Here is a 25440-nt window from a genome sequence, read left to right on the forward strand (position 1 = left end):
ACCGCGCATCCGCCTCACGTAGTTGCGCGGTCTCGTTGCACCATCGGCTATCGGACGCCCGCAGTAAGGGTCTTGCTGTACCAACGGTCGGAGTACGGCTCGTCATTGAAGGGCGCGACGCGCTCGTAGCCGTTCCGCTCGTACATCGCGCACGCCTCCGCGAGGCCCGCGCGGGTGTCGAGCCGGACCGTACTCATTGATCGCTGTTGGCAGACCTGCTCGGCCGCGTGCAGCAGTTGCGAGCCGATTCCGCGGCCTCGATGTGCCGGCACCGTGAAGACCTTGGTGAGTTCAGCCACACTGTCGAGGAAGCGGACGCCGGCGCAGCCGACGGGTTGCCCGCTTTCGACGGCGACGAGCAGCGCGCCGGTGGACCCCTGTAGATCGCCGTAGGGCTCGTCTTGGAGTGCCTGGCTCAGCTCGTCGTCTGTTGCCGGGCGCTGGTACCACCGTGCCGCGACGTCGGCCATGTAGTTCCGAACGATGTCAGCCGCTATGGCGGTGGTCGGAGCGACGGTCTCGATCGTAATCACGACATGACGCTATCCACCCCGAACGGCGACCGGCGGCCGATCCGCTATCGAGACCACGTTCAGCGCGTGTCCGTCGCGGCGAGCCGTTTCCGCGACAGGACCTCGCCGTCAGGGCTGATTGTTGTCGAGTGCATCCCAATTCGTCGAGCGACGTGGGCCGAGGCTTCGTGTTCCGGGTGGATGAGTGCGTTGAGTTCCTGCATGTGGATCGAGTGCAGCCACGTCGCTACTTGTTGTGCGGCTTCGGTTGCGAAGCCGTGTCCTTGAGCGCTCGGTGTGACGAGCCAGGCGAGCTCCGCGGTCATGCCCTCGGCCGCCTGGTGCAGAGTCGACTGCACGAATCCGATCGGTGGGCCGCCGTTACGAGGATGGGTGATCCAGTTCAGCCATCCTGCGGTGCCATCGTCGGACTGGCCTCGGGCTTGGCGGGCGTAGCGCGCTCGGAGTTCTTCGGCGCTCGGCGGCTCGCCGCCGGTGAAGCGGTACAGCTCTCTCGGCGCGAGCACGTTCACCATCACGTCGGCGTGCTCGATCGACAAGGGTTCGAGGAGAAGGCGGTCTGACTTCAGACGGGCGGCGCACGGCCAAGGCATGCTCGCAGCCTTGCAGACCATCAGCCGTTTGGCGCCCTCTCGGCGGGACTTGCAGTCGCGGGCCGAAGGGATTTTCCGGCTCCGAGCATCAATCCCCGCTCAACGGAGGTGATCACAGTCACCGGAGTGTCTGCGACGCGGCGCGAGTCGGTTGGGAACCATGCGCGACCGGGCGTGACCAGGATCAGAAGGCCGTCGACGTCTCCGACGGCAGCGAAGTCGCTGGTGGGCTTGTTTCCGTAGGGCCGGATACCCGCTGCTCGGAGCGTTGTCACCGCGGCGAGGACGTCCGGGACTGCAACACCGATCTCGCTCACGCATTCAAGGTCATCGGCGGCGAAGGACTCGACGTGTCTGATTGGTAGGGCTCTTCGTTCGATCAGTTCCAGCACCTGACCATCAGGGCCATCGAAGTAGATCGAGCGTGAGTTCCACGATCCTGGTCCTTCGAACTCCGTTCGATCACCGACGGACAGAAGCGTCGTGCGCTGTTCGAGCCACTGGTGGGCCTTGTCGAATGTTCCGGTCGGGATGGTGAACGCAAGGTGGTGCGAGCCGTCGAAGTCCCTCTCAACGAAGCGCATCCGGCTCAGGCCGATCCTCACGGTCACGCTCGAACCGTCCCGGGTGATGACGCAGCCGAGGCGGTCGAAGAACGCGGCAACAGTGGAGGTGGAGCGTGTGGGAAGCAGGGCTTCTTTGATCTGCATGAGTTCACCTCACACCCTCAACGGTGCTTGAGATCCAGGGCACGCTTCCGCTGAGTCACCCGGGACAGACCCCGATGCGTCTGTGCAGCGTCCGAGAATGTGGGGTCGTCCGGTGACCCATCGGCTATTGAGACTGGTTGAAGGGAGGCGCGTAGAACGCATAGATTGCAGCTGATGGCTGATGAGAGAGTGCGAGACGAGATCCGCGCTGAGGCCGATCGCCTTGAGGAGAACGCGACATTCGGGCAACAGGGGAACCTTGAAGCGGCGAAGCTGTGGACCGGTTGGAGCTGGGCGTTGGGAAGCGTCATTGCTGTGGGAAGCGCCGTGGGCGGTGTGCTGACGTTCGCAACGAACGGGTTGCAATACCTTGCCGGTGGGCTGGCGTTGTTGGCAGCAGCAGCAACCGGCGTTCATGGAACCCTGCGGCCTGCGAAGCGTGCGGAGCGCGCGCAATCAGTTGCGGTGCAGTTTCTTGCGATTCAGGACCGAGCACGCCGACTCCGGCGCGTCGACGCGCTGACGTCGGCTGACGACTCGGTTCTCAGGGACCGTCTCGACGAGATTGCGTCACAGCTCGACGCTGCGCGTGAACGGGCGGACCCGACGCCGCGGTGGGCCTATCTCCGGGCGAAACGGAACATCGAGCGCGACGGCGGTCAGACTCATCGGGCGGACGCCCGATGACCGTGCAGAGCTACCTGGATGATGCTGTCGCTGCGATGACGCCCTCAGCGGAGGATCGCGCGGTCGCGAGTGCCCACCGAACCGCCATCCAGGATGCCGTTGTATCCGGCATGGATGCGTTCCGGATCTTCGAGACTGGGTCCTGGTCCCATGGGACCGCCCTCCGTGTGTGGAGCGACGTCGACTACTTCGCATCGATGCGGCATGTCCGTCCGAGCCAGAGCTACGATGACATGCTGCAGTTGAAGAACGTCCTGGCGGACAAGCTTCGGTGGTCCGCACGGTCCGTCACGATCGACCGTCCCGGGGTGCGCATCGAGTGGCCTAGCGGACCGCCCACGGAAGTCATGCCGGCGCACATCACTGGCGATCATGACTATTGGATCCCTGATCCGAAGGGCACCGGGTGGGTGAAGTCGAGTCCGTTGAAGCACAACGAGTACGTCAACGGCACCCGTGATTTGATCCCGCGGACAAAGGACTTCGTGCGGCTCGTAAAGTTGTGGAAGTACCGGTCGGGGGCGCCGATCACGTCGCTGTACCTGGAGTTGCGTGCGGCGAAGTACCTGCGCGAGCACCAACCGTTCGCGATGATGCTAGACCTGACGGGCTTCTTCTCCTGGCTCAACGCGATCGAGCTCGCCGGGTTGAACGACCCAAGCCGCTTCGATGGCCGCCGGATCACCGCGGCAGGCGACTCGCTCCTCCCGCTCGCGCGGCTGCATTCAGAGTGGGCTGCCTCACGAGCCGATCAAGCCAGAAGCGCGTACCTCGCGTCGGACTATCTCAGCGCGCAGTTGCATCTCCAGCAGCTCATTTCGCCGTGATCGCCTCCGCCGGCAGGGGTTCGACGATCGAGGTGTGGGTGAGACGCCTTCGCCCCCACTGACCCCAGACAGCGGCATCACCGCCAGCGGCGAACTCGACAACCTGCCCGTCGATGCTGAGTCAGCAGCAGTGCGCGCCGACCTCGACGCTGCCGCCGGCACCCGCGGCGGAGCATGAACGTCGTTCGATCCGTTCGCTGAAGGATCGGCATGCGGACCCCATGGCGAAAGCTCGGTGCGGTCCTCCGCTTCGCCGAGCGCTCCGAGTTCCTGCAATGCCTTCGCGGTGTCCCGGAGCGCTTCCGTGTTCGACCGTGGCGACCAGTCGAGGACCGTTTGTGCCTTTGCGCTCGACACGCGTCGGACCTCGCCGAGCTCGCCGACCATGCCTGCCATCCCGGGGTCGGTCTTGGCCGCTTCGCGGACGACGTCGTCCGGGAGCACGGGCAGTCGGGTGGGGTGCAGACCCACCGCGTCGCGCAGTTCGGCGGCCACGTCCTGGAACGACATGGGCTCTCCTGTCGAGGCGAGGAACCGTTTGCCTGCCGCCGCGGGGTGGGTCATGGCACGCAAGTGCAGGTCTGCGGCGTCTCAGACGTCGACGACAGTCGTGGCGAGGCGCGGCACGGCCGGCATGGCGGTCATCATCTGGTGTGCGAGTCCGATCGATGCGGAGAGGTCCGGGGTCAACGGCGGCCCGAAGCAGACCGTCTCAGCAGACAGGCGAACGAGCACACAGGGTGGCTCTCGCCCTCCTGGAGGCAGCTGGCTACGTATCGGTCGGGACGGCGTTCGCGGGGAAGACGCCCCGCACGTCGCTGACACACCCGCCAAGGTCGGGAAGCGTGGCGAGGCCAGCTCGCAGCACTCCGAGAGATCGCAGGTCAGGCGTGAGCCACCGCCGACATCGCGTCATTACCCGATCTGCTGATGAAACGTCCGCGGGAACGGCGACGAGATGTACGGTCCAGTCGAACGCGTGCGCCGTTGCCGGCACTCGTGAGCGGAGTCGGCGACAAGTGGTGGGTCTCGTCACAGAAACCTGCCAGTCGCCGGCTCCGTGGCGTCCACACAGCATCGAGGTGGCGCGCACTCTCGGTTCGACGCACGGGTGTCGCGCGGTCCGCTGAGTACTGCACGCCGTACCGGGGTCGCCGAGGCTGTCAGGAGGCGGTCAATGCCTCCCCTCACAGACCCTGGTGTCCGGGAACGCTGAGCATGCGATCGCGAGGTCCTCGTCACCAGTCGCCCGTGTCATGCCGAGCACGCCTGGGTGCTTCGCGAACATCTTGGCCCAGTCGTTCGCGTCGCGGCACGTGTTGAGAGTCCACTCGACGGCGAAGTCCGCATCAAAGTCTCGGTCCGCGGCTGCCTGTTCCCCGGCCACCATCACACCGTGGATGCCGTCGGTTCGATACCGACAGGGCTCAGCGTGCTCGTCTGCTCCGTGCTCGTTCCGAACCGGTCGACCAGCTCCCGCTTCAACACCTTCCCGCTCGGACCGAGGGGCAGCGCGTCGAGGACGTGCACGGCACGCGGGTACTTGTACGCCGCGATCTCACCGGCGACGAAGCCGATGAGTTCCTCCGGCGTCGCGGAGGCTCCGGAACGCAGCACCACGGCGGCCTCGATCTCCTGCCCGTGCAGCTCGTGGGGGACGCCGAACACCGCCGCCATCGTGACGTCGGGGTGGGTGGCGAGGACCTCTTCCACCTGCCGCGGGTACACGTTGTAGCCGTTCCGGATGATCATGTCCTTCGTCCGGTCGACGATCGTCAGGTAGCCGTCGTCGTCCTTCGTCCCGAGGTCTCCGGTCCGGAACCACCCGTCGACGATCGCCGCGGCGGTGTCCTCCGGACGATCGAGGTACCCGTTCATCAGGTTGTGCCCGCGGATGACGAGTTCGCCGATCGAGCCGTGCGGCAGGAGCACGATCGCGTCGTGCACCTCGGGGTCCGCGATCTCGACGTCGACGCCCCAGACCGGGGTCCCGATGGTGCCGGGCCGCGGTGGGACGCCGACGTGGTTGAACGTCGCGACCGGGGAGGTCTCGGTGAGGCCGTAGCCCTCGTGGATGGGGGCGTCGTACACCTTCTCGAAGCGCTCCAGGACGGCCAACGGCAGCGAGGCACCGCCGGAGATCGCGTAGCGCAGGTGTGGGCGCGCTTCGGAGCGGGTGGCGGCGTCGAGCAGGGCGATGTACATCGTGGGGACGCCCATGAAGACCTCGCAGCCGTGTTCGACCATCGCGGCGAGGGCGGAGTCGCCGTCGAACTTCGGCAGCATGACGATCGTCGCCCCAACCCGGAAGCCGGTGTTCATCGTGCACGTCTGTCCGAACGTGTGGAAGAGGGGCAGCGCCCCCAGCAGGACGTCGCCGCGGTGCATGTCGAACGTCGTCATGAGATTCGTGTTGACCTGCTCGAGCAGGGAGAAGTGCGATCCCTCCGCACCCTTCGGCTTCCCGGTGGTCCCGCTCGTGTACAGGATGGTCGCGGTGTCGAACGGGTCTCGCGGCGTGTAGGTGGTGAGCGGTTCGCTCGACGACGCCAGGGCCTCCAGCCGGTCGTGGACCGGGGCCTCGTCGTCGGACGCCGGCGGTGCGAGGACCGTCAGGAGGTCGACGCCGGCCAGTTCCGCACCGGGTGCACCCTCGCCGAGCAGCGGGGCCGCGCAGACCAGCAGCGTCGCGCCGCTGTCCCGGAGGATGTACTCGATCTCGTGCCGCTTGAGCAGCGCGTGCACGGGGACGGCGACCGCGCCGAGGGCGAGGGTGGCGTAGTAGACGCGCGGGAAGTCCTCGACGTTCGGGACGAGCATCGCGACCCTCGACCCCTCGCCAACGCCTCGATCGCGGAGTGCCCCGGCGTAGGCGAGCGTCTGCGACCAGAGCTCGGCGTACGTCGTGCTGCGGTCGCCGACGATGACGGCGACGTCGTCGGGGTACCGCGCGGCGGACTCGGCGAGGATCGCGGCGACCGACGCGGTTGCCCGGGTCGGTCGGGCGACGGGTGCGGTGTGGTTGGTGGTCATGCGGTCCTCCGGCGACGTCGACGAGTGAGGTTCCCCGATCCTACGGTTCTTGTTCGGAGCGGTTGTCGAGCGCGACGGGGATGGGTACGGTGATGGGCATGCAGTGCCGCTGAACCGTCTTCGATTCCCATCTGTGCGCCGATCCGGCGCGATTCGAGAGGTTCACCATGTCCGCACACCTGCCCCTGCACGGCAAGACCGCCCTCGTCACCGGTGTCTCCCGACGCCGCGGCATCGGGTTCGCCGTCGCCACGAAGCTCGCCTCGCTCGGCGCGAGCATCGTCATCCACCACCACCGTCCGCACGACCTCGACCTGCCGTGGGGTGGTGACGACCTCGACGCTGTCCGCGACGGGATCCGCGCCCACCTGACCGAGGGCGCACGCTTCGCCGATGTCGCCGCGGACCTGTCGGACCCGTCGACGATCGCCGGTGTGATCGACACGGCCGAAGAGCTCGCGGGCGGGCTCGACGTCCTGGTGTGCAACCACGCCAAGAGCGGGGACGACGGCAGCATCCTCGACATGACCCCGGAACGGCTCGGCGCGTTCTGGGAGGTGAACACCCGGGCGACGATGCTGCTCACCGCGGAGTTCGCCCGCCGTCGGGCTCCGCAGACCGAGGAGCAGCGGCGTCCTGGTGACCGGATCACCGGCAACGGCCCGTACGCCGAGCCGCAGGGGCACGTGTTCTGGATGACGTCCGGGCAGATCCACGGCGCCATGCGCGGCGAGGTCGCCTACGCCGCGAGCAAGGCAGCGCTGGCGGGGGTCACCGCCACCGTCGCCGCCGACCTGCTGGAGCTCGGGATCGTCCTCAACACGGTCAACCCCGGTCCGGTGAACACCGGGTACATGGACCCGGAGACGACGGACCGCTCGCTCGAGGGTCTGGACGAGTACCTGGCGAGCACGCCGTTCGGTCGGGTCGGACGGCCGGAGGACCCGGCTGAGCTCATCGCGTGGCTGTCGACGTCGGCCGGGGCCTGGGTCGTCGGGCAGGTGCTGACGAGCGACGGCGGGTTCTCGCTCTGACCGCGGAGCCCCAGGTCGCCGGCCGTAGAGTCGACCGCGTGCACGTCGTCATCGCCGGCTGCGGCGACCTCGGGACCGCCGCCGGACTCCGCTTCCACCAGGCCGGTCACACCGTGGTCGGGCTGCGCCGCAGCCCCGAACTGCTCCCGACGTGGATCGAGGGAAGTGCCGTCGACCTGCGGCACGACACCCCGGTCATCAGCGCCGACACCGGAGTCGTGGTCGTCGCACTCGCCGCTGGCAGCAGGGACACCGAGACGTACCGCGCGACCTACGTCGACGGACTCCGGCACGTGCTCGACGCCGTCGACGCGTCCGGCTCCTCGCCACGCGTCGTCGTCGTGTCCTCCACTGCGGTGTACGGCGGCGACGGCATCGTGACCGAGGACACGCCCGCGACCGGCGGCAGCGAGACCGCCGAGGTGCTCATCGAGGCCGAGGAGCTTCTCCGCTCGCGGGTCCCCGACGCGACGCTCGTCCGGCTCTCCGGGATCTACGGACCCGGCCGCACCCGGTTGATCGACCAGGTCCGATCCGGCCGCGCGACCGTCGTCCCGGGTCCAGGGCGCTCGCCGATGACGAACCGGATCCACCGCGACGACGCCGCAGCGGCGCTCGTGCACCTCGCGACGCTCGACGCCGCACCGCCACTGGTCATCGGCACGGACGACGAGCCCGTCCGCCGCGACGAGGTGCTGCGGTTCCTCGCCGCAGAGTTCGGTGCCGGACCCCTGCCCGAGGCGCCCGCCGACGTCCCGGTGACCGAGAAGCGCCTGTCGAACGCGCTCCTGAAGTCCTCCGGGTTCTCGTTCCGGTACCCCACCTACCGCGAGGGGTACCGCGCAGTCATCGCCGGCGACGGCATCCGGTACGCCTGAGCGGCGGGTAGCGGATCAGCCGGTCTCGGATCAGCGGTTGACGGCGGCCATCCCCGCGGCGTCGTAGCGGTTGCCGGCGACGCCGATCCGGTCGGTCAGTCCGTCCAGGTCGGCGACGTCGTCGGCGGAGAGCGCGATCGCCGTCGCGCCGGCGTTCTCGTCGATGCGCTCCGTGCGGCGCGTCCCGGGGATCGGCACGATGGACGGGTGCTTGGCGAGGAGCCACGCGAGCGCGATCTGCCCGGGCGTCGCACCACGGGTCTCGGCGAGGGTCCGTACCGCGTCGACGAGGGCCTGGTTCGCGGCGAGGTTCTCGGCCTCGAATCGCGGCACCTTCCCGCGGATCTCACCCTCGCCGAACGACGTCCCCACGGCGATGGTGCCGGTCAGGAAGCCCTTGCCGAGCGGGCTGAACGGCACGAACCCGATGCCGAGCTCCGCGCAGGTCGGCAGCACCGCTGGTTCCGGGTCGCGCGTCCACAGCGAGTACTCGCTCTGCACGGCGGTGACCGGGTGCACGGCGTGCGCGCGCCGGATGGTCTCCGCCGCCGCCTCGGAGAGCCCGAAGTGCTTGACCTTGCCCTCGGCGACGAGTTCCCCGACGGTGCCGGCGACGTCCTCGATCGGCACGTCCGGATCGACGCGGTGCTGGTAGTACAGGTCGATCGCGTCGATGCCGAGCCGGCGGAGCGAACCCTCTGCCGCCTCGCGGATGTGCTCGGGGCGCGAGTTCACGCCCACCGACCTGCCGTCGACGATGTCGAAGCCGAACTTCGTGGCGAGGACCACCTGGTCGCGGATCGGCCGGATCGCGTCGCCGACGAGTTCCTCGTTGTCGTACGGGCCGTACACCTCTGCCGTGTCGAGGAACGTGACGCCGTGCGCGACGGCGTACCGCAGCACGCCGATCATGTCGTCGCGGTCGCCGGGGTTGGGGCCGTAGCTCTGGGACATGCCCATCGCACCGAGTCCGATCGCGGAGACCTCGAGGCCCTGGCCGAGTGTCCTGGTGTGCATGCGTGCTCCTGTCGTCGAGATCCACGCTAGGGACGCGGCCCACGCGGAAGGAGTCACGGACAGAACACCCCAGCGCGAAAGACGGCTAGCGCAGCCAGGGATCCTCTGGACGTGTCCCTTCCCGGAACCCGAAGTGCTCGAGCATCGCCATCGCCTCCGGGAAGTGCGCCCCGAGGGTCTCCTCAGCGTGTGCGTCGCTCCCGAACGTCACGGCTCGCCCGCCCTCGTCGCGCCACCACTCCGGGATCCACGGCCAGAGCCGCCTGGTGTTCATCTCCAGCGCGCGACCCGACCCGGCGATCGCGCGCATCGCCGCCCGGAAACCCTCCTCGAACCGCCGCGGGTCGAACGGCCCGGCCGACTCCGACGGCCACGAGCGCACCGCGTAGTCGATGTGCGTGACGACCTCGAACGAGGCCGAGCCGGCGACCATGCGGGGGATCTCGTCGAGGTAGGCCCACATCACCTCGTCGGGATCGCGACCGTGGTAGAGCGTGACGGGTTCGGTCCGGTCACCGTCGGTGAACGGCAGCATGTGCAACGACCCGTTGACCCGATCGATCGTCCCCGACCGGAGCACGTCGGCCGCCGCCGCGTCCCAGACGTGCGGCTGCCCGAACTCCACTCCGGTCAGGATCCGGAGCGCGGGGAACGCCCGGCGGCACCGGTCGATCGACTCGAGGTACCCGTCGAGGTCGAACGGCGGCAGGCGCACGTGGTTCGTCTCGTCGACCAACGCCTCCGCGTGGTCGCCCATGTCCCCGGGTTCGACCCGCCACCGGTCCTCGAAGTCCAGGTGCTCGGTGAAGACGAGCGCGGGCAGGCCGATCCGGACGGCGCGGGCGCACGTGCGCTCCATCAGCCCGACGGACGCCGGGTCGGTCGCGGCGTCCCACGACCATTCGCTGTGCACGTGGGCATCCGCGGTGAGCCTCATGCCGGCCATGCTGCCAGGAGGCCCACGTCCGCGTCACTCGATGCCGTGCCCGTCGAGCAGGCTCGACGCGACCGCTCGTGCCACACCGGTGTCGGCATCGGCGTCCCGGAGGCGCATGGCGAGCGCGCCGGAGACGACGAGCGTCAACTGCTCACCGAGCGTCCCCGCCCGATCACCCACGAGGGGCACCGCCAACTCCGTGAGCCGCGTGCGGAGGCCCGACGACTCGGCATCGAGCACGACGCGGATCTCCGACGGCGCATCGGCGTACTCGGACGCGGTGCCGAGGAACGCGCACCACCGTGACGCCGCCGAGCGGGTGCGGTAGTCGTCGAGTGCGTCGAAGACCGCCAGGAGCCGGGCGCGATCACCGGTCTGCCGCTCGACCGCAGCAGTCCACGTCGCCTCCCAGTCCAGCCGCCGCCGCTCGAGGGTCGCGGCGACGAGCGCCTCCTTGCTCGGGTACCCCCGGTAGAGCGTCGCGGACGACACCCCTGCACGCTCCAGGACCGCGTCCACCGAGGTCGCCGCGATGCCGTGCGTGAAGAACAGGTCCTCGGCGGCGTCGAGGAGCTTCTGCTCGGTTCCTGCACGCATGGCCATGTCAGCACCCTAGACTCCGAAAAGTGAAACGATCGTTTTCGAAAGGAACCGGGCTCGCCGTCGCCGGCACAGCCCTCGTCGCGGTGACCTACGGGCTCGTCCGCCTCGCGTACGGCCTGGTGCTGCCGGACGTGCAGGCGGACCTGGGCCTCGGCGCGGCGCTCGCCGGGTGGATCTCCGCTGGGGCGTCGACCATGTACTGCGTCGGGGCGGTGATCGGGTTCCTCGCGGCGACGAGGCACCCGCGCTCGCTCGTGGTCCTGGCCGCGAGCACCGCGGCGGTCGGTGCTGCCGGGATGGCGTGGAGCCACGACGCGACCACCTTCGGCGTCGCGGCGGTCCTGAGCTCGACGGGCGCGGGCGCTGCATCGCCGGCGCTCGTCCGGCTGGTCGCGCGGAACACGGCACCGGATCGGGTGCCTCGCGCGCAGTCGGTCGTGAACGCGGGGACCGGACCCGGGCTCGTCGCCGCCGGGCTCCTCGCACTCGCGGTCCTGCCCGAGTGGCGCACCGCCTGGTTCGTCGCCGCGGCCTGTTCCGTGCTGGCCGGGGCCGCCGTGCTCCGCACCGACCACCGCGGTCACGACGACACGACGGAACGCGGTCACGCCGACACGACGGGACGAGTGGACCGAGCAGGACGACCAACGGGGTCGTGGTTCGTCGCGCACCGCCGGCTCCTCCTCGCGGCGCTGCTGCTCGGCGCCGGCTCCGCAGCGGTCTGGAACTACGGCCGATCGGTCCTGGTCGACGCCGGTGTCGATCGGGAGGCCTCCATCACCGCCTGGATCGCCCTCGGCCTCGGAGGTGCTGCGGTCGTCGTCACGAGCCGGTGGACGGTCGGCATGCGACCCGCGCGGCTCTGGGCGATCAGCGTGACCGCGGTCGTGGTCGGGTCCCTCGCGCTCGCCGTGGCGCCCGGTGCCGTCCCGGTCGCGCTCGTCGCCTGCCTGGTGTTCGGGTGGGGCTACACCGCGGCGACCGGGGCGCTGATCGCCTGGACGACCGAGATCGACCCGGATCGTGCGTCGGCGGGGACCTCGATGCTCTTCGTCACCCTGGTGCTCGGGCAGGCCCTGGGCGCCGCAGCGGCCGGCGCCGTGATCGGCGTCGCCGGCGCGGTGACGGCGTTCACACTGGCGGCCCTGGTCGGACTCGTCTCCGCTCCGGCAGCCGGGCCGCGGCACTGATCGTGCGCACCACCGGACGGGAGGCTCGGTGCGCGCCCGCACCGAGCCTCCCGTCCGCCCCGTGGTCGCGTCGCGAGCCGCGCGCGCGTCCGGTGTCCAGGTCGAGCCGCGCGCGGTGCGGCAAGATGGTGTCTCGTGAACCCACAGCCGCAGCAGCCCCGCTGGCGCAAGACCTGGTCGACCGTGCAGGTCGGTCTGCTCTCCGCGGCGGTCATCGCGTGCATCGTGATGCTGTTCGTCGGCGACGGGACCCTGAACCGGGTGTGGGCCGTCGCGCTGGTGTTCTTCGGGATCGCGCTGCTCGGGCACATCACGTTCCTCGTGTACACAGCAAGGTACGAGCGCAACAGCCGCTGAGGACCGGTCAGGGCGTGACCATGCCGCCGTTCACGTTGAGCGTCTCGCCGGCGACGAAGCTCGACTCGTGCGACGCCAGGAACACGTACGCGGGCGCGAGCTCGGCTGGCTGACCCGCGCGGCCCATCGGCGACTCGCTGCTGCCGAACTCCGGCAGGGTCTCGGGGTCGACGCCGCTCGTGACCTGCAGTACCGACCAGGTGGGACCGGGCGCGACGACGTTCACGCGGATGCCCTGCTCGATGAGGGCCTGCGAGAGGCCCTTGGAGAAGTTGTTGATCGCGCCCTTCGTCGCCGCGTAGTCGAGCCGGTCGGGTGCGGGCTTGTACGCCTCCACCGACGCCGTCGTGGTGATCGTCGATCCCGGGTGCAGGTGGGGGAGCGCAGCCTTCACGAGCCGGAACAACCCGAACACGTTGACGTCGAACGTGGCCTCGAACTGCTCGTCGGTGATGTCGAGCAGATCGGGTTGCCAGACCTGCTTGCCCGCGACGCTGACGAGCGCGTCGATACCGCCGAGCCCCTCGGCCGCCTCGGCGACGAGGCGTCCGGCGTACTCGCGGTCGCGGAGGTCACCGGGGATCGCGACAGCCGTCCGTCCGGCGGCGCGGACCTGCTCGATGACGTGGTCGGCGTCCTCCTGTTCCTCGGGCAGGTAGGCGAGTGCGATGTCGGCGTCCTCGCGGGCGAACGCGATCGCGACGGCGCCGCCGATGCCGGAGTCGGCACCGGTGATGAGCGCCTTGCGGCCGGCGAGGCGGCCGGTCCCGCGGTAGGTGTCCTCGCCGAGGTCCGGGACGGGCGTCATCCGCGACTGCAGACCCGGCTCGGGTTGCGTCTGCGGCTCGGGCGAGACGTCGGGGTAGCGGGTGCGTGGGTCAGCGGATTCGTACTGGTCGTGCGGCATGCACCCACCGAACCCGTCGACGCCTGAGAGGTGGTCAGGAGCGTGCGTGATCCGGATTCGCCGGACGCTCAGCGATCCGGACGATGGTGGTGCCATGAGTGACGACGACCAGCAGACCAGGGCTGACTTCGCCGATGCGGTCAACATGACCGCGTCCGAGCTCCGGAAGTGGCTCGACACCGACGAGTCCAAGGAGGTCGGGCAGAAGTCCGGCGGGAGCACCGAGTCCACCGGGCACGAGAGCGGGCGGCACATCGTCCGCATCCTCGAGAAGAAGCAGGCCGACTACACGGACGCCGACTACGCGCACATGCGGAAGGTCGTCGGGTACGTCGCGCGGCACGCGAAGCAGCGGCCGAAGGGTGACGTGCACGACACGGCGTGGCGGTACTCGCTCATGAACTGGGGCAACGACCCCGAGAAGCACTGAGGCTCGGCGGCGTACGGTCTCGGCCATGCCGAACCAGCAGATGCGGGGCGTGAAGAACCCCGAGATGTACGAGGAACTCCGCGAAGCGGGCAACTCGAAGGAGAAGTCCGCGCGGATCAGCAACGCCGCGGCCGCGAAGGGCAAGCGGGCGGTCGGGAAGAAGGGCGGGGAGTCCGGCTCCTACGACGACTGGACCGTCGCGGATCTCCGGAAGCGTGCGAAGGAGCTCGGACTCACCGGGTACTCGTCGAAGCGGAAGGGCGAGCTGATCGAGGCGCTGCGCGACCACTGAGGTCGTCCGCGACGGTCAGCGCCAGCTCGCAGAACATCGCGTCGGCCCACGAGAACCACTCCCGTGAGAACGCGGCGGGGTCGTCCACGTCGAACGACTCGTGCATGCGCCCGGTCCCGGCGTCCGTCGCGAGCAGCACGGCGAGGAGCTCCCGCCGGCGCTCCGGCGTCCCGGTGATGCCCTCGACGCAGAGCGCGATCGGCCACACCCGGTTCGGCTCGGTGTGCTGGCTCCCGATCCCCTCGGCCGCCGCTCCGCTGAACCAGTACGGGTTCGCTGGGGACAGCACCAAGCGTCGGGTCGCGGCGGTGACCTCTGGGTCGATGACGTCGGGCGCGTCGAACGGCAGTGAGAGCAGCGACGGCATGTTCGCGTCGTCCATGAGCACGACGCCGTCGAGCCCGTCGACCTCGTACGCGTAGACCTGTTCGCCGTCGTGCTCGACGATGCCGTGCCGACGCACCCCGTCGAGGACGGCCGACCGCAGTGCGTCGGCGTCGTCGGCGAGCGGCGCGTCGCCGTACACGTCGCGGGCGATCTCGGCGAGGTCCAGCAGGGCCTGCGCGGCGTGCAGGTTCTCCGGGACGTTGTAGCCGTACGTGCACGCGTCGTCCGACGGCCGGAACCCGCACCAGGTCATGCCCGTGACGGCGACCGGGGTGCCGCGACCGTCGCGGTCGAGCGTCTCGGTCGCGATGCCGACGTCCCGGACGAAGCGGTACGCGGACGCGTCGTGGTCCTGTTCGGCGCGCCACTGGTCCACGATCGTGCGGAGGACCCGGTGGGCGCGCTCGTCGAACAGGTCGGTGCGTCCGGTCGCGGTCCACAGCCGGTGGGCGAACTGGACCGGGTAGGCGAGGCTGTCGACCTCGTACTTCTGCTCCCACACCGACGGGTCCGCGCAGAGGTCCCTGGCATCGTGGTGTGCGCCGGTGGCCGAGCGGTTGAAGGCGTTGGCGTACGGATCGTGGTCGATGCACCGGAACTGCCGCCGGACGACCCCGGTCAGGACGTCGGCGATCGCGGGGGAGTCGGCGGCGAAGCGCAGGTACGGGAGCATCTGCGTCGTCGAGTCGCGGAGCCACATCGCGGGGATGTCGCCGGTGATGACGAAGGCGGTGCCGTCGTCGTCGAGGGTGATGGTGTCGGTCAGCGTGCGGGTGAGGGCTTCCTCGACCCGGTCGCCGACACCGACACCGGCGGTGCCCCGGACCGCGTCAGCGGCGGCCCGGAGCACCGAGGTGGTCTCGTCGTCGAGGATCACGCGGAGACCGGCTCCACCTGGAGCACCGACGCGATCGTGCCGCTGTGGGCGCCCTCGTACGCCGCCAGGATCATGCCGAGCACGGCGATGCCCTCCCGCTCGGTGTGGATCGGACGCGTGCCGTCCCGCAGGCACGCGCCGAACGCGCCGATCTCCGCCGCGAAGGTGTCCACGTCCTCGTAGGTCACGGTCTCGCTGGTGCCGTCGAGCAGGTCCCAGCGGAGCGTGGTGCCGTCGCTCGTCAGGGAGCCGAGCTCACCGACGGCGCTGAAACGCTCGGTGCCGGCGGCCGGCTCGTACGCCCAGCTCGTGACGAGCTGGCCGACGGCACCGTTGTCGAAGCGGAACAGGGCCTGCGCCGAGTCCTCGCCCTCCATGAACGTCAGGCGGTGGGTCGAGAGCAGCGCCGTCGCCTGGACGGGGACACCGCCGGCGAGGTGCATGAGCAGGTAGCTCGGGTGGTAGCCGGTGTCGATGAGCTCGCCTCCGCCGCTCTTCGACGCGTGTGCACGCCAGCCCATGTTCTCCGGGTCGAAGTCGTTGCGGAAGCTGTCCGTCGTGCGGACCTCGTACACGGTGCCGAGGACGCCGGTCTCGATGAGCTCCTTCGCCTTCGCGACCGCCGGCATGAAGAGCTGGTTGTGCGCGCACATCAGCGTGACGCCCGCCTCGCTCACGGCGGCCTGCACGTCGCGCGCTTCCTCCGGGGTGAGGCAGAGCGGCTTCTCGCAGAGGACGTGCTTGCCGGCCCGTGCCGCGGCGACGATCGCGTCGCGGTGCAGGTGGTGCGGCAGGCAGATGTCGACGGCGTCGATGTCGGCGCGGTCGAGCATCTCCTGGTAGTCGGTGAAGTGGGGCACGCCGAGCTCGGCGCCGCGGGCCTCGGCGGTCGACGCGAACGCATCGGCCACCGCGGCGATGCGGATGAGGTCGGGGTGCTGGGCGTAGCCGGCGATGTGTGCGGACGCGATGCCGCCGCCGCCGATGAGTCCGACGCGGATGGTGTCGTTGGACATGGTGACTCCTGGTTTCGTGCTGGGTTGCTGGTGTCGGTCGATCGCGCGGCCGGTCAGGCCGCGACGGGGGTGCGCGCAGCGGCGTTCGCGGCGACGACGAGCCTCGTGAGCTCGACGGCGCGGGCGATGTTGTCGTCGGCACGCGTGCCGGAGGTGATGTGGTCCACCCACTGCCCGAAGGCGTCCTGACCGTCCTCGGGGACCGGGATGGTGACCGGCTCGTCGCCGTACGCCGACCCGCCGGCGGTGAGCCGGGCCTCCTGGTCGGAGAACGCGAGCCATCCGCCGGTGCCTGCCACGTCGATCGTGAACGGGGTGCCCGCGACGAAGCCGGCTTCGATGATGCCGATCGCCTGGGAGGCGTAGCCGACCGTGACGACCGCGTGGTCCTCGACGGCGCGGCCGGTGACGGAGCGGTAGACGGCCTCGACCGAGTCCGGGCGGGCACCGAGGAACAGCTGCGTGAGGTACACCGGATGGCAGCCGAGGTCGGTCAACGCGCCGCCGATCGCGGTCGACGGATCGAAGAAGCGCTCCGGCAGCCACGGCCGGACCGCGCCGTCGTGCGACAGGCGGACGCGGGCGTGGTTGACCTCGCCGAGTCGGCCGGATCGGATCTCCTCGAGGATGGCCTGCGTGTACCCGTGGTACAGCCGGGGGAGCGAGACGATCAGCGTGACCCCGGCGGCGTCGCAGGTCGCGATGATCTCCTCGCACTCCTCCACCGTCGGGGCGAGCAGCTTCTCGGTGAAGACGTGCTTGCCGGCCCGTGCGGCGCGCGTGATGACGTCGCGGTGCACGTCGGTCGACGTCGTGATCGTGACGGCGTCGATGTCGTCGCGGGCGAGCAGCGCGTCGAGGTCGTCGGTGAACTCGACACCGAACTGTTCGGCGCCCTCGCGCCCACGGGCGACGTCGTCGTCCCACACGGCGACGAGCTCGGTCCCCGGGTGCTCGACGGTCTGGCGGGCGTAGTCACCGGCGTGGACGTGCCAGAAGCCGAGGACGGCGACGCGGATCGGGGTGGTGGTGCTGGGCATGGTTGCCTTTCGTGGTGGTGGTGCGTGATCCGGCCCGGGGAAGCTAGACCCGGACCTTGTCGTAGTCCTTGGGCAGCTTGAACGGGGAGTAGGTCTGCATCATCGGGTTGACCCGCGCCTGTGCGCGCTCGACCGCCTCCTGCGGCGACGCGGTGCCGAGGAGCACGCTCGACCTGGCGTCGGCGAGCGAGTCCCACCAGGCGCCACCGACGGGCAGGGGCGGGCGGCAGGTGGAGTCGGGCATCGACTCGACGAAGAAGCGGATCGACTTCGCGGAGCCCTTCGGGTCCTTCAGCGCGGCGATGTTCGACGGGACGCTCGTGGCGGGGACCATGTAGGTCTCCTGGCCGCGCTTGCCGGTGAAGTACTTCATCAGCTCCCACACGGCCTTGTTCTTCTTCGAGCCCTTCGGCAGGCAGAGCGCGAAGCCGCCGGACCAGGTGTACTTGTCGTCACCGGCGGCCTGGGTCGGCAGGTACGCGACACTCCAGTCGAGGTCCTTCGGCCCGTAGTTGTCGAACGTCTGGATCGTCGAGGGAACGCTGACCATGAACGCCATGCGATTCGCCAGGAACGCGGTCTGCCCCGGCGGGTGTCCCGTGGGCTCGTACGTGGCGATGAACGTGTCGGCGGCGCGGTAGCCGTAGCGCTGCGCCCACTCGTCGTAGAACTCGTAGATCTTCTTGACGCTGCCGGAGTCCATCGTCATCTGCGAGTCGGCCTGGTCGAAGTACGACGCCCCGAGTCCGAGCCCCCACGTGAACGGCCAGCCCTCGCCGTACCAGGGGAGGAGGCCCATCTTGCTGTAGTTACCGCCCTCCTTCTTCGTGAGCTTGTCGCTGACCTCGGCCATCCGGTCCATCGTCACCGGGCCGTTCTGCTCCCAGTCGAACTCGTCCAGGTCGAGCCCGGCGTCGCGGAGCATCGTGCGGTTCACGAACATCCCGCGGGCGTCGGTGTCGTGCGGCAGGCCGTACGTCTTGCCCTGGTAGGTCAGCTCGCCGACGGTGAACCCGAGCCAGGAGGACAGGAACTCCTCCTTGGAGACGTCCTCGAACTCGGCGATCAGCTCGTCGATCGGCTCGATGAGCCCGATCGCCGCGTACTGCGCCGCGCTGAACCGGTCGAGGAGCCACAGGTCGGGTGCTGTTCCACCGCGGACGGCCGTGATGACGCTGGTGGCGTCGCCGGTGCCCTGCGATGGCACCTGGTTGACGCGGACGTCGATCTCCGGGTGCAGCTGCTTGAACTGGTTGATGACCTTGGTCTGGAACGGCACGAAGGTTCCCGTGACGCCCCAGATCGACACCGAGTTCGGGTTGCTGCCGACACCGCCCGTCGCGCACCCGGCGGCGAGCAACGCGAGGGCACCAGCACCGCCCGTCGCGGCGGCGGCGCGGAGGAAGGTCCGGCGGTCGAAGGCGGCGCCGTTGTGTCGCGCGTTCACTTGAAGCTCCCGATCTGGATGCCCTTGAGGAAGGTCCGCTGGAAGAAGAAGAACAGGATGACGAGCGGCAGGATGATGAGGATCGATGCCGCCATCAGCTGGTTGAACTGGAAGTCCGCGCTGTTGTTCAGGCGGAACACCTGGAGGCCGATCGACAGGGTCTGCACGTTCTCGTCCTGCAGGTAGATGAGGGGCCCGAGGAAGTCGTTCCACGCACCCACCGCGGCGAAGATGCCGACCGTGACGAGCGCGGCCTTGGCCTGCGGGAACACGATGCGCCAGAGGATGCGCCACTCGGACGCGCCGTCCATGCGTGCGGCGTCGAGCAGGTCCTTCGGGATCTGCAGCAGGAACTGCCGGAGGAGGAACACGTAGAACGCGGACCCGAACAGGCTCGGGACGACGAGCGGCAGGAAGGTGTTGATCCAGCCGAGCCGCGCGTACAGGTCGAACATCGGGATGAGCGTCACGGGGAACGGGATGAACAGCGTCGCGAGCACGACGTAGAACATCCGGTCGCGGCCACGCCACTCGATGCAGGAGAACCCGTAGGCGATGACCAGGTTCGACACCATCGAGAACAGCGTCACGAGCACGGTGATGATCAGCGTGTTCCGGAAGAACGTGAAGAACGGCATCGCGTTCACGGCGTCGCCGAAGTTCGACCAGTCCAGCCACTGCGGGAACCAGGTCGGGGGGAACGCGCCGAGCTCGCTGTTGCTCTTCAGCGCGGAGATCACCATCCAGTAGATGGGGATGAGGAACAGCAGGCTCATCGCGATGAGCACCACGCGGGCGCCGATCGACGACCACGGGGAGCGGACGGAGCCGTCGGCGTTCCTGGAGCGGTCCGCGCGGGCGTTCCTGCGGTCCTTGGGGCGGACGTCCTCGATCGACGACGTCTCGGTGGACACTCGGTCCTTCTGCATCGTCATGGCGTCACTCCCCGCTCACGTCGTAGTTCACGAACCGCTTGGACAGCCAGTAGACGAGCCCGGAGAGGATCATCCCGGCCAGGAACAGGAGCACGGCCATCGCACTCGCGAACCCGAGCTGCGCGTAGCTGAACGCGTTCTTGTAGAGGTAGAGCATGTAGAACAACGTCCCGTTGTCCGGGGACCCGAGTCCGCCGGTGCCGGACGAGATCACGTACGCCTCGGTGAACACCTGCAGGCCGTTGCTGATCCCCGTGATGAGGTTGAACAGGATCGCGGGGGAGATCAGCGGCAGCGTCAGTGCGAAGAACTGCCGCACGGGACCGGCGCCGTCGACGCGTGCTGCTTCGTACAGGGTCTTCGGGATGCCGCGCATGCCGGCGAGGAACACCAGCGCCGCGTTGCCGGCACCCATCTGCGCCAGCGCGACGATCACGAGCTTCGCGGTCGTCGGGTCGCCGAGCAGGTTCGTCGCCGGGATCCCGACGAGCTTCATCGCCTGGTTCACGATGCCGGTCTGCGGGTTGACGAGCACGACGAAGATGAACGCGAGGGCGAAGGTCGGGATGAGGGACGGGATGTACAGCGCCGTCCGGTACCAGCTGATCTCCTTGACGTCCTGGTTCATCGCCAGCGCGATCACGATCGCCACGACGATGCCGACGGGCACCGCGATCACCGCGTAGAACAGCGTGTTGCCCACGGCGGTGTGGACGAGCGGGTCGAGGAACGCGGCGATGTAGTTGCCGAACCCGACGAAGGTCGCGGCGTTCATGCCGGAGTACCGCGTCAGGCTGATCACGAAGGAGTAGATCAGCGGGTACGCGATGAACACGAGGACCCCGACGATCCACGGGGAGATGAAGGCGATACCGATGCGGAGGCGTCGCTTCTCCGCTGCGGTCCAGGGGTGTTTCTTCCCCGCTCGTCGACCGGTGCGCTCGGTCGGTGGAGCGGGTCGCGCTGTGGTGGCCGGGCGAGCGGTCGTCGTCACGGGCGTCCCTTCGAGTTCCCGTCGCACAGCGGTGTGACGACGGGCGCGACCACCTCGGTGTGGTCACTCGGCGATCTGCCCGTCCGGATCGGTTCAATCCAATTGATTGACAAATTCGCTTGGTCAGGAATGCTAGGGACCATGCACGAGCTTCGTCAAGCACCGGATCGCTGAGATGTCTGCAGGGCAGAACGCGACCCACATCGCGGCGCACAACCGCGCCGTGGTGCTCGACGTCGTGCGCCGTGACGGACCGGTCACCCGCTCCGCGCTGACCACCAGGACGGCACTGACCGCCCAGACCGTGTCGAACATCGCGGCCCGACTCCTCGCCGACGGCCTGGTCCGGGAGATCGACGCGGCGGTCCGGGTCGCCGGCCCGGTGGCCGGTCGTCGCCTCGAACTCGCGCCGGACGGTCGCTTCGCCGTCGGCGTCCACCTCGACCCCGCGCAGGTCTCCGTGGTGCTCCTGGACCTCGCCGGCGGGCTCGTCGCCGAGCAGCACCTCGGTGCGGCCGACGTCGACGCTCCCTCGTCGACGCTCGACGCGATGGCCGGCGCGGTCGACCACCTCGTGACGTCCGCTCGGATCGACCGGGCGCGCGTGGCCGGCATCGGTGTCGCGGCGCCTGGCCCCATCGAGCGGGACCGCGCGGCGCTCGGCGCTCCCGTGCAGCTCGCCTCGTGGTCCGGCGTCCCGATCGCCGCCGAACTCGCGGAGCGCACCGGGTTCTCCGTCCGCATCGAGAAGGACGTCGTCGCGAGTGCCCTCGCCGAGTGGTGGACGGCGCGGTCGACCGAGGACCTGGTGTCGGTGTACCTCGGGCACGGCGTCGGAGCGGGCATCGTGGTCGGTGGCGGGGTCGTCCGAGGCAGCACCGGCAACGCCGGGGAGTTCGGCGGCATCCCCGTGCACGCGCACGGCGGCTGGACCGAGCTCTGGGAGGCGTGTCAGCCCCTCCAGCAGGTCAGGCGCGGGGTGGCCGCCGGGTTGCTCGCGCCGACCGCAGACGACCCGGCGTCCGTCCGGGCCGCGTTCGAACAGCTGTGCGCGCTGCCTGCGGCACGGCCGCTCCTCGCCGAGGCCGGCGCGGCGCTGGGGTCGGCGCTCGTCCACGTCGTCGAGCTCCTCGACGTGCAGCGCGTGGTCGTCGGCGGGAGCGCAGCACTCGCCGGCGGCGCGACCCTCCTCGACGCACTGCACGCGAGGCTCTTCGAACGCCTGGGTTCGCGTCGCGCGCCAGCGGTGGCGTTCACGGCGCTCGGTGAGGACGTCGTCGCCCGCGGCGCGGCGTGCGCCGTGCTGCTCACGTCCGCCCCGGCCGGTCCCGTCGTCCCCGCGGTGCGGCAGGTCCGGACGGGAGGCCCGGCTCGGCCCCGGGACATCGCCCACCCCTGGTAGGCGGTCGCGGAAGCGTCCGTATCAGACGCCGAGGCGCAGGAGGAGCGGGCCCAGCAGGCCGATCACCCAGATCGCGACGATGGCGGCGGCGCCGATCGCGAGGCCGCGTCGCTTCCACCGCCGCCTCGGCGTCGCCGGCTGCTCGCCCCACATCTGCGTGCGGACCATCATCCGGTTCGCCTCGCCGACGAGCTGCCGGATCTGCGGGTCGTCCATGTCGAGACGGCCCTCGCGCGCGTGTTCGGCGATCGCGGCTGCCTCGTCCAGGGACAGCCCGTCGCTCGTGCTCCCGGGACCGGTCATGACGTCATCGTCCCACTCCGGAGCGCGCTCGGCACACGGGTGCGCTGCACGGCGAGGTCGAGGGGGATCCCGCGCTGCAGCTCGGTGACGTCCTCGCTCGTGATGACCGCGCCGTCGACGGTCGGCAGGTCCAGGTAGGTCCGTCGGACCACATGGGCGAGGGCGTCGTCCGACGCCGGGGTGTGTCCGTCGGCGAACTGCCAGTGTTCCGGGTTCCGACGGAGTTCGACGGCCTCGTCGACCGTGGCCGGGTCGGCGAGCAGCACCGCCCAGAGCTCGTCGTCGGTCAGCCCGGCGAACCGGGAGGGGGTGAGCGTCCCCGCGTCGAGCACGCGCGTCACCAGCGACCGGAGCACGACGTTCGGGACGATGTTCGCCTCGGACCGCTGCGCCCGGGCCTCGCGCACCGCGAGGTCCACCACCGCGGCGGCGGTCGCGGCGTCGGTGTCGACGGTACCGTCGACGAGCCGCAGCCGGCCGAGGAGCTCCGCGGGCGGCGAGGTCGTCCGGCCGTGCGCCTGACCACTGCGCAGGAACGAGTCGAGGTGGTCGAGCTTCAGGCCGCCGCTCCGGTTCGTCAGCGGGGACGGCAGTGCGCCGTCGTCCGTGCTGATCACGTCCTCCGGATCGATGCCGCCGGCGTGCAGCACGTCGGCGAGCCCGCGGACCGCCGCGCGACCGAGCGTGTGGTGGTCGAGTCCGCCGAGCCCCTCGAGCGTGTGGCTGAACGGCAGGTGCCCGACGTCGTGCAGCAGCCCGGTGACCCGGGCGAGCGCGTCGTCCGGGGCGAAGTGCGCCACGAGGGCGAGGACCCCGAGCGAGTGCTCGAGGCGCGTGTACGTCTGCGTCGTGGTGATCGACGCCGCGCCCGCGTGGGCGATGAACGCGAGCCGCCGGACCGGCCACGTCGTGAGGAGCGTCCGTTCGAGGGGCGTCAGCCGGACCTCGATGCGCCAGAGCGGGTCGAACCACACACTGTCGATGCCCAGTGTGTCCACTGCGTCGCCGTGCACGTGACCTCCTCGACCCTGCCGACCTCACGCTACCGGGGGACGGCCCGCACGGTCGATGGACAGCGCCGTGCGCGTACGAACGGGCACATGGCACATCGATTCCGCGGTCAGGTCGTCGTCGTCACCGGAGCCTCGAGCGGCATCGGACGAGCGGCGGCACACGAGTTCGCACGAGCGGGCGCGACGGTGGTCCTCGCTGCGCGCAGCCACGAGAGTCTCGAGGCCGCCGCGGAGGAGTGCCGACGGTTGGGTGCCGAGGCGCTCGCGATCACGACGGACGTCGCGGACGAGCAGCAGGTGGCGGACCTCGTGGGCGCCGTCACGAGCCGGTTCGGACGGATCGACGTCTTCGTCGGGAACGCCGGCCTGTTCGTCTACGGCCTGTTCGAGCAGACCCCCACCGAGTCGTTCAAGCGGGTCGTCGACACCAACCTGTACGGGCACGTCAACGCGATCACGCACCTCCTGCCGCACTGGAAGCAGCGCGGCCGCGGGACCTACGTCTTCGTCGGGAGCATCCAGTCCCTGTTGTCCGCGCCGTACCAGTCGGCGTACGTCACGAGCAAGCACGCGGCGCTCGGCCTGGTCGACGTGCTCGGCGACGAGTTCGCCCACACCGGCATCGAGTTCACCACGCTGATGCCCTCGACGATCGACACGCCCATCTACCAGAACGGCGCCAACTACACGGGCAAGCGGTCCCACCCGCTGCCGCCGACGGTGTCCGTCGAGCGGGCAGGGCGAGCCGTGCTGCGTGCGGCGGCCCATCCGAAGCGGTACCGGTTCGTCGGACGGATCCAGGCGTCGCTCGTGCCGCTGCAGTACGTGTTCCCCGGCCTGTTCCACGCGATCACGGGACCGATGGTGGAGACCTTCGCGCTGCGCGGGAAGGGCGAGCCCACCGACGGCAACCTGTGGCAGCCGGCCGAGTCCGGCAACGCCACCGACGGCGGGTGGGTCGCGAAGCGACGGCGCGTCACGCGCCCGCTCCTCGTCGTCGGCGCGGTCGGGGCGGTGCTGGCCCTGGCCGCTGGCGGCCGCCGCCGGTGACGCCGGATGTCGGACGGGTCGCCGTGCGGCCCGGGACGACGTAGCGTCTGGAGCATGACCACGACGACCGAGACCGCGTTCGCAGTCGACTGGCGTGCGTGGCACGACGCGCACGAGGCCGCTCGCGCCGACGAGCACGGCTTCCTCGCCGTCACGAGCATCCGCTGGCTGACGTGGACGCCCGAGCGCTTCGACGACGCGCCCGGCGAGTGGTCGACGAGTGACGACGGCCCCGTCGTGGTGCTCGCGGACGGGGAGTCGCTCGAGATCGACGGCGCCGTCGTCACGGGCACGCACCGGTTCGGGCCGCTCGCGGAGCGCTCGTCCACCACCCTGGTGTGGCGCACCGACGACGAGACGACCGTCGTCGAGGTGGCCCGCCGTGGCGGCAGCGACATCGTCCGCCCGAGGCACCCGTCGAGCCCGATCCGCACCGGGTACCGCGGCACACCGGCGTACGCACCGGACGAGCGCTTCGTCGTCGACGCCCGGTTCACCCCGTTCGACGAGCCGCGCGAGGTCACGGTCGGTTCCGTCGTCGACGGACTCCAGCACGTGTACGCCGCACCGGGGACCCTGTCGTTCGACCTCGACGGGCCGCGGACGCTCCTGGCGTTCAACGGGCACGGCGACGGGCTGCACGTGCTGTTCACCGACCGGACGAGCGGCGTCACGACGTCCGCGGCGAACCGGAGCCTCGACATCGACGCCCCCGATGCCGAGGGCCGCACCCGCATCGACTTCAACCGTGCGACGAACCTGCCGTGCGCCTACACGGCGCACGCCACCTGCCCGCTGCCACCGGCCGAGAACCGGCTCGACGTCGCGGTCGAGGCGGGCGAGCAGCTCCCGGCCTGAGCGGGTCGGCGGACACCCGAGTGGGTCTCCGGACACATCCGCGCGGACCAGGACGCTGCGGGCGGGGCCGCGACCGTAGGCTCGCGACGT

28 protein-coding genes are annotated in these 25440 nt (G+C 69.9%); 12 read left to right on the plus strand and 16 right to left on the minus strand.

Annotation, left to right across the window (positions count from 1 at the left end; translation table 11 throughout):
* Window positions 1-47 precede the first annotated feature (47 nt).
* Genes AAEP80_RS11145 through AAEP80_RS11155 form a run of 3 tightly spaced genes read right to left on the minus strand, consistent with a single transcriptional unit; the run spans window position 48 to window position 1836 of the window.
* Complete coding sequence (locus AAEP80_RS11145) at window positions 48-533, minus strand: GNAT family N-acetyltransferase (RefSeq protein WP_420364452.1); 486 nt, start codon at window positions 531-533, stop codon at window positions 48-50.
* A gap of 59 nt (window positions 534-592) precedes the next feature.
* Window positions 593-1147, minus strand: coding sequence for a GNAT family N-acetyltransferase (locus AAEP80_RS11150; protein ID WP_420364453.1), 555 nt, complete (start codon window positions 1145-1147; stop codon window positions 593-595).
* The gene (locus tag AAEP80_RS11155; RefSeq protein ID WP_420364454.1) at window positions 1147-1836 is read right to left on the minus strand and encodes a hypothetical protein; all 690 of its coding nucleotides are present in this window, start codon (window positions 1834-1836) and stop codon (window positions 1147-1149) included. Before AAEP80_RS11155 ends, AAEP80_RS11150 begins: the two co-directional genes overlap by 1 nt.
* A 174-nt stretch (window positions 1837-2010) precedes the next feature.
* On the opposite strand from AAEP80_RS11155, the gene AAEP80_RS11160 reads away from it, so the two are divergent.
* The 3 genes from AAEP80_RS11160 to AAEP80_RS11170 are packed head-to-tail and all read left to right on the plus strand — an operon-like array spanning window position 2011 to window position 3528.
* Window positions 2011-2523: an SLATT domain-containing protein gene (locus AAEP80_RS11160; protein WP_420364455.1), complete on the plus strand. Its 513-nt coding sequence runs from the start codon at window positions 2011-2013 to the stop codon at window positions 2521-2523.
* Window positions 2520-3350 carry an SMODS domain-containing nucleotidyltransferase gene (locus AAEP80_RS11165; RefSeq protein WP_420364456.1) on the plus strand — a complete coding sequence of 277 codons (831 nt, stop codon included), beginning with the start codon at window positions 2520-2522 and terminating at the stop codon, window positions 3348-3350. Before AAEP80_RS11160 ends, AAEP80_RS11165 begins: the two co-directional genes overlap by 4 nt.
* Window positions 3351-3384: 34 nt before the next feature.
* On the plus strand, window positions 3385-3528 hold the full coding sequence (locus AAEP80_RS11170; RefSeq protein WP_420364457.1) for a hypothetical protein: 144 nt from the start codon (window positions 3385-3387) through the stop codon (window positions 3526-3528).
* Window positions 3529-4739: 1211 nt separating this feature from the next.
* Here AAEP80_RS11170 and AAEP80_RS11175 read toward each other — a convergent pair.
* Window positions 4740-6383, minus strand: coding sequence for a long-chain-fatty-acid--CoA ligase (locus AAEP80_RS11175; RefSeq protein WP_420364458.1), 1644 nt, complete (start codon window positions 6381-6383; stop codon window positions 4740-4742).
* A 167-nt stretch (window positions 6384-6550) separates the two neighbouring features.
* On the opposite strand from AAEP80_RS11175, the gene AAEP80_RS11180 reads away from it, so the two are divergent.
* Both AAEP80_RS11180 and AAEP80_RS11185 read left to right on the plus strand, forming a co-directional pair.
* The gene (locus AAEP80_RS11180) at window positions 6551-7417 is read left to right on the plus strand and encodes an SDR family oxidoreductase (protein WP_420364459.1); all 867 of its coding nucleotides are present in this window, start codon (window positions 6551-6553) and stop codon (window positions 7415-7417) included.
* 38 nt (window positions 7418-7455) lie between these two features.
* On the plus strand, window positions 7456-8295 hold the full coding sequence (locus AAEP80_RS11185; protein ID WP_420364460.1) for an NAD-dependent epimerase/dehydratase family protein: 840 nt from the start codon (window positions 7456-7458) through the stop codon (window positions 8293-8295).
* Window positions 8296-8325: 30 nt separating this feature from the next.
* On the opposite strand, the gene AAEP80_RS11190 is transcribed toward AAEP80_RS11185, so the two are convergent.
* From AAEP80_RS11190 to AAEP80_RS11200, 3 genes are all read right to left on the minus strand, one after another.
* The gene (locus AAEP80_RS11190) at window positions 8326-9312 is read right to left on the minus strand and encodes an aldo/keto reductase (protein WP_420364461.1); all 987 of its coding nucleotides are present in this window, start codon (window positions 9310-9312) and stop codon (window positions 8326-8328) included.
* Between the two features lie 85 nt (window positions 9313-9397).
* A complete protein-coding gene (locus AAEP80_RS11195) occupies window positions 9398-10249 on the minus strand; it encodes a PHP domain-containing protein (RefSeq protein WP_420364462.1) in 852 nt (283 codons plus the stop codon).
* A 33-nt stretch (window positions 10250-10282) separates the two neighbouring features.
* Window positions 10283-10852: a TetR/AcrR family transcriptional regulator gene (locus AAEP80_RS11200; RefSeq protein ID WP_413602108.1), complete on the minus strand. Its 570-nt coding sequence runs from the start codon at window positions 10850-10852 to the stop codon at window positions 10283-10285.
* 23 nt (window positions 10853-10875) lie between these two features.
* On the opposite strand from AAEP80_RS11200, the gene AAEP80_RS11205 reads away from it, so the two are divergent.
* The gene (locus AAEP80_RS11205) at window positions 10876-12042 is read left to right on the plus strand and encodes an MFS transporter (protein WP_420364463.1); all 1167 of its coding nucleotides are present in this window, start codon (window positions 10876-10878) and stop codon (window positions 12040-12042) included.
* 135 nt (window positions 12043-12177) lie between these two features.
* On the plus strand, window positions 12178-12399 hold the full coding sequence (locus AAEP80_RS11210; protein ID WP_420364464.1) for a hypothetical protein: 222 nt from the start codon (window positions 12178-12180) through the stop codon (window positions 12397-12399).
* A gap of 7 nt (window positions 12400-12406) precedes the next feature.
* Here the strand turns inward: AAEP80_RS11210 and AAEP80_RS11215 are convergent, their stop codons facing one another.
* The gene (locus AAEP80_RS11215; RefSeq protein ID WP_420364465.1) at window positions 12407-13306 is read right to left on the minus strand and encodes an SDR family oxidoreductase; all 900 of its coding nucleotides are present in this window, start codon (window positions 13304-13306) and stop codon (window positions 12407-12409) included.
* Window positions 13307-13400: 94 nt separating this feature from the next.
* On the opposite strand from AAEP80_RS11215, the gene AAEP80_RS11220 reads away from it, so the two are divergent.
* Window positions 13401-13736, plus strand: a complete 336-nt coding sequence (locus AAEP80_RS11220) for a DUF3140 domain-containing protein (RefSeq protein ID WP_402728540.1) — start codon at window positions 13401-13403, stop codon at window positions 13734-13736.
* Between the two features lie 25 nt (window positions 13737-13761).
* Window positions 13762-14028: a DUF7218 family protein gene (locus AAEP80_RS11225; RefSeq protein WP_420364466.1), complete on the plus strand. Its 267-nt coding sequence runs from the start codon at window positions 13762-13764 to the stop codon at window positions 14026-14028.
* On the opposite strand, the gene AAEP80_RS11230 is transcribed toward AAEP80_RS11225, so the two are convergent.
* From AAEP80_RS11230 to AAEP80_RS11255, 6 genes are read right to left on the minus strand one after another with little or no spacing between them, the layout of a single operon-like run.
* Complete coding sequence (locus tag AAEP80_RS11230; RefSeq protein WP_420364467.1) at window positions 13970-15292, minus strand: glycoside hydrolase family 125 protein; 1323 nt, start codon at window positions 15290-15292, stop codon at window positions 13970-13972. The two genes, AAEP80_RS11225 and AAEP80_RS11230, sit on opposite strands and share 59 nt — an antisense overlap.
* Window positions 15289-16308: a Gfo/Idh/MocA family protein gene (locus AAEP80_RS11235; RefSeq protein ID WP_281264324.1), complete on the minus strand. Its 1020-nt coding sequence runs from the start codon at window positions 16306-16308 to the stop codon at window positions 15289-15291. Before AAEP80_RS11235 ends, AAEP80_RS11230 begins: the two co-directional genes overlap by 4 nt.
* A 53-nt stretch (window positions 16309-16361) precedes the next feature.
* Window positions 16362-17348: a Gfo/Idh/MocA family protein gene (locus tag AAEP80_RS11240; protein ID WP_420364468.1), complete on the minus strand. Its 987-nt coding sequence runs from the start codon at window positions 17346-17348 to the stop codon at window positions 16362-16364.
* A 43-nt stretch (window positions 17349-17391) separates the two neighbouring features.
* Window positions 17392-18795 (minus strand): ABC transporter substrate-binding protein, encoded by a 1404-nt coding sequence (locus tag AAEP80_RS11245; protein ID WP_420364469.1) that lies wholly within the window; start codon window positions 18793-18795, stop codon window positions 17392-17394.
* Window positions 18792-19730, minus strand: a complete 939-nt coding sequence (locus AAEP80_RS11250) for a carbohydrate ABC transporter permease (RefSeq protein ID WP_420364470.1) — start codon at window positions 19728-19730, stop codon at window positions 18792-18794. Before AAEP80_RS11250 ends, AAEP80_RS11245 begins: the two co-directional genes overlap by 4 nt.
* Before the next feature lie 4 nt (window positions 19731-19734).
* Window positions 19735-20724, minus strand: a complete 990-nt coding sequence (locus AAEP80_RS11255) for a carbohydrate ABC transporter permease (RefSeq protein WP_413602100.1) — start codon at window positions 20722-20724, stop codon at window positions 19735-19737.
* A gap of 175 nt (window positions 20725-20899) precedes the next feature.
* On the opposite strand from AAEP80_RS11255, the gene AAEP80_RS11260 reads away from it, so the two are divergent.
* Window positions 20900-22126 (plus strand): ROK family transcriptional regulator, encoded by a 1227-nt coding sequence (locus AAEP80_RS11260; protein WP_420364471.1) that lies wholly within the window; start codon window positions 20900-20902, stop codon window positions 22124-22126.
* Between the two features lie 21 nt (window positions 22127-22147).
* On the opposite strand, the gene AAEP80_RS11265 is transcribed toward AAEP80_RS11260, so the two are convergent.
* Window positions 22148-22429 carry a hypothetical protein gene (locus AAEP80_RS11265; protein ID WP_281264330.1) on the minus strand — a complete coding sequence of 94 codons (282 nt, stop codon included), beginning with the start codon at window positions 22427-22429 and terminating at the stop codon, window positions 22148-22150.
* Window positions 22426-23442, minus strand: coding sequence for an HD domain-containing protein (locus AAEP80_RS11270; RefSeq protein WP_420364472.1), 1017 nt, complete (start codon window positions 23440-23442; stop codon window positions 22426-22428). Before AAEP80_RS11270 ends, AAEP80_RS11265 begins: the two co-directional genes overlap by 4 nt.
* Window positions 23443-23529: 87 nt before the next feature.
* On the opposite strand from AAEP80_RS11270, the gene AAEP80_RS11275 reads away from it, so the two are divergent.
* Together AAEP80_RS11275 and AAEP80_RS11280 are read left to right on the plus strand one after the other, a co-directional pair.
* The gene (locus AAEP80_RS11275) at window positions 23530-24492 is read left to right on the plus strand and encodes an SDR family NAD(P)-dependent oxidoreductase (RefSeq protein ID WP_420364473.1); all 963 of its coding nucleotides are present in this window, start codon (window positions 23530-23532) and stop codon (window positions 24490-24492) included.
* Between the two features lie 54 nt (window positions 24493-24546).
* Window positions 24547-25350 (plus strand): DUF1684 domain-containing protein, encoded by an 804-nt coding sequence (locus AAEP80_RS11280; RefSeq protein ID WP_420364474.1) that lies wholly within the window; start codon window positions 24547-24549, stop codon window positions 25348-25350.
* Window positions 25351-25440: the final 90 nt, after the last annotated feature.

The sequence above is a fragment of the Curtobacterium sp. L3-7 genome, assembly GCF_048756585.1.
Taxonomy (GTDB): domain Bacteria; phylum Actinomycetota; class Actinomycetes; order Actinomycetales; family Microbacteriaceae; genus Curtobacterium.